We start from the raw sequence: 6,985 nt of genomic DNA on the forward strand, positions 1-6,985 counted from the left end.
AGATGTGTATAAGAGACAGCCGCCCATATCGACGCGCTCGCCCCCCTGCCCACCCGCGCGCTCCGGCTCGACAGCCGCGCGATCGAGCTGCTCAAGCGGCTCGGCATCGAGACGATCGACCAGCTAGCCGCCCTCCCGCGCGCGCCGCTCGCGCGGCGTTTCGGCGGCGCGCTCGTCGCGCGGCTCGACCAGGCGAGCGGGCGGCTCCCCGAACCGCTCGACCCCGTGCCCGTGCCCGAGCCGATCGGCGTGGTGCAGCGCTTCGCCGAACCGATCGCCACCGCCGAGGCGATCGAACATTGGCTCGGCCAGCTGATGCCGCGGCTCGTCACCGCACTCGGCCAGGCCGGGCTCGGCGCGCGCGCGGTCGAGCTCGTCGCCGACCGGATCGACGGCGTGCCGCAGCGCCTGCGGATCGGCCTCGCCCGCCCGACGCGCGACGGCGCGCACCTGCTGCGGCTGACGCTGCGGCGGATCGAGGAGATCGCGCCGGGCTACGGCATCGACGCGCTCGCGCTTCACGTCCGCCGTGCCGATCCGCTCGGTGCCGAGGCGTTCGCCGAGACGCTCGAGGCGCAGGCGCCCGACCTCGCGCCGCTGATCGACACGCTCGCCAACCGTATCGGCAGCCACGCGCTGTGGCGCACGATCCCGGTCGAGAGCGATGTGCCCGAACGCTCGATCGCCGCCGCGCCGCCGCTCGATCCGCCGGCGCGCGCGGCGGCAAAGCTCAAGCCCGACGATGTCCGCCAGCTCGATCGCTCGGTCGCGCTCCACCCGTGGGACTCGCGCTGGCCACGCCCGGTGCGACTGCTGCACCGCCCCGAATTGCTCGACCATGTGCTGGCGGAACTGCCCGACCAGCCGCCCAAGCGCTTCACCTGGCGCGGCATGGCGCACCGCGTCGTACGCGCCGACGGGCCAGAGCGGATCCTCGGCGAATGGTGGAAGCGCGGGACCGAACGCCACAGCGTGCGCGACTATTTCCAGGTCGAGGACGAGGCCGGCCACCGCTTCTGGCTGTTCCGCCGCGGCGATGGCGAACGCGGCGAGACGGGCGACCTCGCCTGGTTCATGCACGGGTCGTTCGGATGAGCGGCGGATCAGCGCCGCGCGTCGATCGCCTTGAGATGACCGCCGGCCGCATAACGCAGAATAGCCGCATCGGATGTCACGAGCGGACACCCCAGCGCGCGCGCCGTTGCGATCATGATCTGGTCGCATGGATCGCCGTGGATATTGCCTTTCAGTCCGCCCGCATCGCAACCGATCGCGCTAGTGACCGGTACTTCGACAATCTCGAAAGTCCGCATGACCTCGGCAAGCCACGTCTCCAGCGGACTTCCGAGCGCGATACGCCGCTTGTCGAGCAGCATTGCCAGCTCCCAGGCGACCATCGCCGACATGCGTCGATCGGGCTGGCCTTCAATGTGACGCAGCGCCTTGGGTCCAAGGTCGCTGGCGCCACTCGCAAACCAGATCAGGGTATGCGTATCGAGCAGGATCACCGTGCGGGACCGTCATCCCGCAACCGTTCGGCCCATTTACTCTCCCACTTCGCTTCCCAATCGGGGTCGATCGGGCTGACAATGTCCCCCAAGATCGTAATCGACCCCTTCATCATACCGAACCGTGCCACGGGGGCGGTCTTTTCGGCCACCGCCGACACGGTCGCAACCGGCTTGCCGCGCTTGGTGATGGTGATCGATTCGCCGCTTGCCTGGACCTCGTCGAGGATCGCCAGGCATTTGGCCTTGAATTCCGCCGCGCCGATCATCTTCGTCATGGGCTTTGCTCCTGCCGAACTGGTCACTTCTTATAGTCACTTCGTCAGATTCGGGCAATGATCTGGTCCGAATTACAAGTGACGACGCATTACAGTTTCCTGCGCGGCGCATCGTCGCCCGAGGATCTCGTCAAGGCCGCGGTGTTGACGGGAATGCCGGCGATCGGGGTGACCGACCGCAACTCGGTCGGCGGCGTGGTGCGCGCACTCGTCGCGACCGAGGAACTGTCGGCGATCCGCCCGATCCGGCTCGTCGCGGGGTGCCGGCTCGATCTGGTCGACGGCACATCGGTGCTCGTCTGGCCCGAAGATCGCGCGGCGTGGAGCCGGCTCACGCGGCTGCTGACGCTCGGCAAGGGTCGCGCCGATCCGCAAAAGGGCGAGAAGGGGCAATGCTTCCTGCATTGGGAGGATGTCGCGCAGCATGCCGAGGGGCTGGTCGCAGCGCTCGTCCCGGGACTGACCGAAACCTATGCAGAAGATGCCGAGGCGCTGCGCTGGATGGCCGATGTGTTCGGCAATCGCGGCCATGTCTGCCTGACGCAGCACCGCCGCCCCGGCGATGCGCAGCGGCTCCACAGCCTCGACGCGCAGGCAGAGCATTACGGCCTCACCCCGCTCGCGACCGGCGACGTGCTCTATGACGTGCCGCAGCGCCGGATGTTGCAGGACGTCGTCACCGCGATCCGCCACCGCTGCACGATCGACGACCTCGGCCATGCGCGCGAACGCAGTGCCGACCGGCACCTCAAGGGCCCCGCCGAGATGGCGCGGCGCTTCAAGCATCATCCGCGCGCGCTCGCCGCGGCGGAGGCGATCGTCGAGCGCTGCACCTTCTCGCTGCGCGAATTGAAGGATCAGTATCGCTATCCCGACGAAGTGGTGATCAGCCAGCGCTCGCCACAGGATGCACTCGCGACGATGGCGCGCGACGCGCTGTCCGACCGCTTCCGGGGCGCGCCGCCGCCCGCCTACACCAAGCTGCTCGAGCACGAACTCGGCCTGGTCGAGACGATGGGCTATGCGCCCTATTTCCTCACCGTCAATTCGATCGTCCGCTTCGCGCGCAGCCAGGGCATATTGTGCCAGGGGCGCGGATCGGCGGCGAATTCGGTGATCTGCTTCGTGCTCGGCATCACCTCGATCGACCCGATCGTCCATACCTTGCTGTTCGAACGCTTCATCTCGACCGAGCGACGCGAACCGCCCGATATCGACGTCGATTTCGAGCATGAGCGGCGCGAGGACGTGATCCAGTGGATCTACGAGACCTATGGCCAGCACCATGCCGCGCTGACCGCGGTCGTCAGCCGTTATCGCTCGCGCGGCGCGGTGCGCGAGGTCGGCAAGGCGCTCGGGCTGCCCGAGGACATGACCGCAGCGCTCGCTTCGCAAGTGTGGGGCTGGTCGAACGACGGCGTCCCGCTCGAGCATGTCGAGGCGCTCAATCTCGATGCGACCGAGCCGCGGCTTGCGTTGACGCTCGAGCTCGCGACGCAGTTGATCGGCACGCCGCGGCATCTGTCACAGCATCCCGGCGGCTTCGTGCTGTCGCACGACCGGCTCGACGAACTCGTGCCGGTCGAGCCCGCTGCGATGATCGACCGCCGCGTGGTCGAATGGGAGAAGCTCGACATCGAGGAGATCGGGCTGATGAAGGTCGATATCCTCGGGCTCGGGATGTTGGGGTGCATGCGCCGCAGCTTCGATCTGCTGCGCGAGCACAAGGGCCTCGATATCCGGCTCGACAGCCCCGAGATGCAGGTCGACGACCCTGCGACCTATGCGATGATCCAGCAGGCCGACACGCTCGGCACCTTCCAGATCGAGAGCCGCGCGCAGATGTCGATGCTGCCGCGGATGAAGCCCAAGGAATTCTACGACATCGCGATCCAGGTCGCGATCGTGCGGCCGGGGCCGATCCAGGGCGACATGGTCCACCCCTATCTCAAGCGGCGCGAACAGAAGGAGAAGATCGAATATCCCAATGCCGCGCTCGAGGGCGTGCTCAAGAAGACGCTCGGCGTGCCGCTGTTCCAGGAACAGGCGATGCTCGTCGCGATCGTCGGGGCGGGGTTCACGCCCGGCGAGGCCGACCGGCTGCGCCGCGCGATGGCGACCTTCAAGATGACCGGCGGGGTCGGCGAATTCCGCGACAAGTTGATCAACGGCATGCTCGGCAACGGCATTTCGCTCGATTTCGCCGAGCGGCTGGTCAAGCAGATCGAGGGGTTCGGCAGCTATGGTTTCCCCGAGAGCCATGCCGCGAGTTTCGCCAAGATCGCGTATGCGTCGAGCTGGATGAAGTGCCACCATCCGGATGTGTTCTGCGCCGCGCTGCTCAACGCGCAGCCGATGGGGTTCTACGCGCCGGCGCAGATCGTACGCGATGCGCGCGAGCATGGGGTGCGGATCGCGCCGGTGTGCGTCAACCGGAGCGACTGGGATACGATCCTTCTTCCTCCCCTGCCGCTTGCGGGAGGGGACCGAGGGGTGGGCGCGACAGGCGTATCACACGATACCGCTTACAATGGAGCGCGAGCCCAGCCCCTCCCGCGAGCGGGAGGGGAGACATTGCCCCTCCGCCTTGGCCTGCGCATCATCCTCGGCATCTCGGGCGCCGAGGCCGGGCGCATCCTCATCGCACGCGGCGATCGGCCGTTTGCGTCGATCGAGGATGTCTGGCGTCGCGCCGGCGTGTCGCTGCTGACGCTCGAGAAGATCGCGCAGGCCGATGGCTTTCACGGCTTCGGGATCGATCGCCGCAAGGCACTGTGGGAGGTCAAGGCGCTCGGGCAGAAGCCGCTGCCGCTGTTCGCCGCCATCGAATCGCCGACCGAGCCGAGCGTGACGCTCAAGGCGCTCACCGCCGGGCGCGAGGTGGTCGAGGATTATCGCGCGACGCAGATGTCGCTGCGCGCGCATCCGCTGAGTTTTTTGCGCGGCGAGCTCGAGCGGCGGCGGGTGACGCGGTGCGGCGACCTGCGCGGGATGAAGGACGGCAGCCGCGTCGAGGTCGCCGGGCTGATCCTGGTGCGGCAGCGCCCGGGGAGCGCGAAGGGGGTGGTGTTCGTGACGCTCGAGGACGAGACCGGCATCGCCAATGCTATCCTGTGGCCCGACCGGTTCGAGGCGCAGCGCCGCGTTGTGATGGGCGCAGCGATGCTCGGCATCAGCGGGCGCGTGCAGAGCGAAAGCGGGACGATCCACGTCATCGCCGATCGCATCATCGATCTGACGGGGATGCTCCGCCAGATCGGCGATCTCGATTTGCCGCGCCTCACCATGCCGGGCGACGGCGCGACGCATGGCGGCACGATCGACCCGCGCGACCGCAAGCCCGAGTGGAAACCGCCGGCGCAACGCGCGCTCGAAAGCTGGCCGCCGCGGGCGGGTGGGAAGGAGGATGCGGACCTTATTCCGGTCCGCAGCCACGATTTCCACTAGCGCGCCTAACCCTCCTCCCCTCCCTTTCCGGGAGGGGAGTCGAGAGCCCCAACGTCAGGCGGTCTTGCCGGTCTCGAACAGGAACCACGCGCGACGCTCGGCATCGTCGGTCCAATTGTCGATCATTGCGCTCGTGGCATTGTCCTTGGCTTCGTCGGCGATGTCCTTCGCCTCGCGCAGCGCCTCGACCAGCTTGAGATTGTCGTCGCGCAATTCCTTGAGCATCGCGGCCGGCGCGACGAACTCGGCGTCATTGTCGGTGATCGTCTGATGGCGTGCAATGTCGCCGATCGAGCGGAGCGTCGTGTTGCCGGTCTTGCGGACGCGCTCGGCGATGTCGTCGGTGCCGGCGAAGATCTGCGCCGCCTGCTCGTCGAGCAGCAGGTGATAGTCGCGGAAATGCGGGCCCGACATGTGCCAGTGGAAATTCTTGGTCTTGAAGAACAGCGCGAACGAATCGGCGAGGACGCCGTTGAGCGCCTCGGCGACGGTCTTGGTCGCATTGCTCTGGAGGTCGGTCGGGGTGTTCAGCGCCTTGGCAACCATGGGGTGCACTCCTGAAAAAGTTGATTCGATGCAGCAACGATTGTCTGGCGCAATGGGTCCCACCCCGCGCAGGCAAAAATGCGATCAGACCGATCGCCGCACTAGATCAGCCGCAGCGCACCAAGCCCTTGTACGGCGCCGGAAATCAGCAGGGCGACCGACGCGGCGATTCGCAGCGCCGTGGTCGGGATCGTCCGCAGCCCCCGCGTGCCGAGCAGGATCGCGGGCACCAGCACGACCATCGCGCCGATCGTCGCCCCGACCGCGGCGAGCGCCGGCGTCGTACTGCGCGCGGCGAGCGCGGCGGTGATGAATTGCGTGCGATCGCCGAAACCGAGCATCCCGACCGCGACGAGGCTCGTGCCGAACGCGCCGAGCCGCCAGTCGCGCAGCTTGGGCGGCTTAAGCGGCCAGCAGCCCGACGCGCCGGCCGAGAGCAGCGCGAACGCCAGCAGCAGGTCCCGCGCATTGGGCGACAGCAACGGCGCGACGATCACCCCGCCGACCACGCCGATCGCATTGCCGAGCGCGATCGCGAGCGCCGTCGCGGCGATCACCGCTGCCTTGCTCGCGTATCGATCGCCGAGCAGCGCCACGGTCCACGGCGTGCGATCGCTCGCCTGGGTAAACAGCGCCGCGACGAGCGCGGCCATCAGCGCGTCCATACGCTCAGCCGTTCCGCCGCGCGAATCGCACGACTCGCACGCCGCCTGCTTGCCCGCTCCGATCGATTGCCCCACATGCCGTGTGCATACGCTGTTGCCCCTTCGCCGCACAGGCTAAGCCGCAAGGCATAAAGGCCGGCTTAACTGCGCGCGAATCGGCGTGCGCGCTTGACATCCATGGCCTGTTCCGCCATCGGGCAGGGCTTCAAGCGGCGGCTCGTTCGCCGCTTTTGCATTTTCAGATCACAGGAATTCAGGTCATGGCAAAGCCGACCACGGTCAAGATCAAGCTCGTCAGCACGGCAGACACCGGCTTCTTCTACACCACGAAGAAGAACCCGCGCACCAAGACCGAGAAGCTGAGCTTCAGCAAGTATGACCCCGTCGTGCGCAAGCATGTCGAGTTCAAGGAAGCCAAGATCAAGTAAGCCGCTGGCCGCAAGGCCGGTTGCGTCGATCAGGGCCGCGGGCATATGCCCGGCGGCCTTTTTCGCGTTCCTGAAAGCCCCTCCCCTTCAGGGGCTGTCTCTTATACACATCT

At 67.3% G+C, this 6,985-nt stretch carries 8 protein-coding genes; 3 read left to right on the forward strand and 5 right to left on the reverse strand.

The window, feature by feature from the left end:
- Window positions 1-281, reverse strand: a 281-nt coding sequence (locus tag QN347_RS18305) for a hypothetical protein (RefSeq protein WP_323494293.1), incomplete at its 3' end; no start/stop codon positions are given.
- On the opposite strand from QN347_RS18305, the gene QN347_RS18310 reads away from it, so the two are divergent.
- Window positions 250-1,095, forward strand: coding sequence for a DUF6504 family protein (locus QN347_RS18310; RefSeq protein ID WP_323494294.1), 846 nt, complete (start codon window positions 250-252; stop codon window positions 1,093-1,095). The genes QN347_RS18305 and QN347_RS18310 overlap by 32 nt on opposite strands.
- An 8-nt stretch (window positions 1,096-1,103) precedes the next feature.
- Here QN347_RS18310 and QN347_RS18315 read toward each other — a convergent pair whose 3' ends face one another.
- Together QN347_RS18315 and QN347_RS18320 are read right to left on the reverse strand one after the other, a co-directional pair.
- Window positions 1,104-1,508, reverse strand: coding sequence for a type II toxin-antitoxin system VapC family toxin (locus QN347_RS18315; protein WP_322160805.1), 405 nt, complete (start codon window positions 1,506-1,508; stop codon window positions 1,104-1,106).
- Window positions 1,505-1,786 carry a type II toxin-antitoxin system Phd/YefM family antitoxin gene (locus tag QN347_RS18320; protein ID WP_010183140.1) on the reverse strand — a complete coding sequence of 94 codons (282 nt, stop codon included), beginning with the start codon at window positions 1,784-1,786 and terminating at the stop codon, window positions 1,505-1,507. Before QN347_RS18320 ends, QN347_RS18315 begins: the two co-directional genes overlap by 4 nt.
- Window positions 1,787-1,843: 57 nt before the next feature.
- On the opposite strand from QN347_RS18320, the gene QN347_RS18325 reads away from it, so the two are divergent.
- Window positions 1,844-5,233, forward strand: a complete 3,390-nt coding sequence (locus QN347_RS18325; protein ID WP_322160807.1) for an error-prone DNA polymerase — start codon at window positions 1,844-1,846, stop codon at window positions 5,231-5,233.
- Between the two features lie 54 nt (window positions 5,234-5,287).
- Here QN347_RS18325 and QN347_RS18330 read toward each other — a convergent pair whose 3' ends face one another.
- Together QN347_RS18330 and QN347_RS18335 are read right to left on the reverse strand one after the other, a co-directional pair.
- Window positions 5,288-5,779 (reverse strand): Dps family protein, encoded by a 492-nt coding sequence (locus QN347_RS18330; RefSeq protein ID WP_133191716.1) that lies wholly within the window; start codon window positions 5,777-5,779, stop codon window positions 5,288-5,290.
- A 101-nt stretch (window positions 5,780-5,880) separates the two neighbouring features.
- Window positions 5,881-6,432: a TMEM165/GDT1 family protein gene (locus tag QN347_RS18335; protein WP_323494295.1), complete on the reverse strand. Its 552-nt coding sequence runs from the start codon at window positions 6,430-6,432 to the stop codon at window positions 5,881-5,883.
- Window positions 6,433-6,704: 272 nt separating this feature from the next.
- Between QN347_RS18335 and rpmG the strand changes: the two genes are divergently transcribed.
- Window positions 6,705-6,872 (forward strand): 50S ribosomal protein L33, encoded by a 168-nt coding sequence (rpmG, locus tag QN347_RS18340; RefSeq protein ID WP_010162189.1) that lies wholly within the window; start codon window positions 6,705-6,707, stop codon window positions 6,870-6,872.
- Window positions 6,873-6,985: the final 113 nt, after the last annotated feature.

It is taken from the genome of Sphingomonas sp. 10B4, from assembly GCF_035019905.1.
GTDB classification, from domain to species: domain Bacteria; phylum Pseudomonadota; class Alphaproteobacteria; order Sphingomonadales; family Sphingomonadaceae; genus Sphingomonas; species Sphingomonas glacialis.

Coding starts and splice junctions, on each gene's coding strand:
- QN347_RS18320 (WP_010183140.1), bottom strand. CDS start 1,786: ATGACGAAGATGATCGGCGCGGCGGAATTCAAGGCCAAATGCCTGGCG.
- rpmG (WP_010162189.1), top strand. CDS start 6,705: ATGGCAAAGCCGACCACGGTCAAGATCAAGCTCGTCAGCACGGCAGAC.
- QN347_RS18330 (WP_133191716.1), bottom strand. CDS start 5,779: ATGGTTGCCAAGGCGCTGAACACCCCGACCGACCTCCAGAGCAATGCG.
- QN347_RS18325 (WP_322160807.1), top strand. CDS start 1,844: ATGATCTGGTCCGAATTACAAGTGACGACGCATTACAGTTTCCTGCGC.
- QN347_RS18335 (WP_323494295.1), bottom strand. CDS start 6,432: ATGGCCGCGCTCGTCGCGGCGCTGTTTACCCAGGCGAGCGATCGCACG.